This window comes from Arthrobacter sp. TS-15 (assembly GCF_006964045.1).
GTDB lineage: Bacteria > Actinomycetota > Actinomycetes > Actinomycetales > Micrococcaceae > Arthrobacter.
Genome location: NZ_SDXQ01000084.1, coordinates 1 through 1,214, shown reverse-complemented (window position 1 = coordinate 1,214; position 1,214 = coordinate 1). Strand labels below are relative to the sequence as shown.

Below are 1,214 nucleotides of genomic sequence, written 5' to 3'. Positions count from 1 at the left end.
CTAGTCTCGTGGGCTCGGGTTTTTGGGTGCTGCCATGGATGGCTATCCGGAGCATGGGAGTGTCCGGCTGGCGCAGAGTTACAGCGATCAGGCGGGGCTCTTCAGTACGGCGTTCACGTATGACAACGCTTTGGCGGTTCTGGCGCAGTTGGCGGGGCGAACCGCCGGTGGGCTGGGTAGAGCCGTGGTGCTCGGGGACGCGTTGCTCTACGCCCAGGAACATGACCCGGTGTACGACGACGGCAGGTTGCGGCAGGCCTACAACGTCGGGCCGTACACCTTCTTCGACGGGTCGCTGCAGCCGGATGGATTCGTGCGGGCCGACGGCACTGCCAACGTGGGTACGCAGTTCGGGTTCACGGGGACGGCCGTGGGTGACATGGCCTGGGCGGGGATCGCGTTGAGCGCCCTCGCTCGGCGGACCGGGGCCCGTCGTTTTCTTGAGGGTGCTGTGCGGATCGGTGCGTGGATCGAGCGGGTCGGGCGTACCGACGAGCCCCTCGGGGGCTACAAGTTCGGGGTCAACGGGGCCGACGAGAAGTTGCCCTTCACCTCCACCGAGCACAACACCGATCTGGTCTGTCTGTTCGGTCGGCTCGCTCTGCTGACCGGTGACCGGGTGTGGCGGGAGCGGCGTGCGCGGGCCGAGGCCTTCGTCAAGAAGATGTGGGAGCCGGCCGGGGGCTTCTTCTACACCGGTACCAATGACGGGGTGACTGTCAACAAGTCCCCGATCCCCGAGGACACCCAGACCTGGACCCATCTCGCTCTCCGCTCTCACACATACTCGCGGTCGCTGGACTGGGCGGCGGCCGAGTTGGCCGTGGTCGACCACGCCGGGCGGCGGAACAGTACGGTGCCGACCGGGCAGACGTACGAAGGCGTCACCTTCAGCTCCGCCAGCCTGGTGGCGAACGAGGACGCCCCGATCGCCGAGTTCCAGCCCAAGCCCGACCGCAACGGGGTGTGGTTCGAGGGGACCGCTCATCTCGCGCTCGCTCTGCGGGACCGGGGCAGGGCCGGTGATGAGACGGGTGCCCGTCGGCTGGTCGCCAGTATCGAGCGGGCCCAGGATCTGCTCGGGGCCGGGCAGACCGTGGGCGGTCGTGCGCTTCCCGAACGTTCCGGTGTCGTCTCGGCCAGCAGCCCGCTCGACACCGGGTTCGGCTTCGGCTACTACCCGTACCGGCATGTGGGGGCCACCGCGTGGTACC

At 68.1% G+C, this 1,214-nt stretch carries 2 protein-coding genes; one reads left to right on the top strand and one right to left on the bottom strand.

All coding sequences use genetic code 11. From position 1 onward, the window contains the following. Positions 1-223 (bottom strand): hypothetical protein (locus EU811_RS24500; protein ID WP_238703546.1); only part of this gene is annotated, 223 nt, incomplete at its 3' end. Positions 224-229: 6 nt separating this feature from the next. Here EU811_RS24500 and EU811_RS22890 point away from each other — a divergent pair. After that, a partial coding sequence (locus EU811_RS22890) for a Tat pathway signal sequence domain protein (protein WP_238703545.1) occupies positions 230-1,214 on the top strand: 985 nt, incomplete at its 3' end.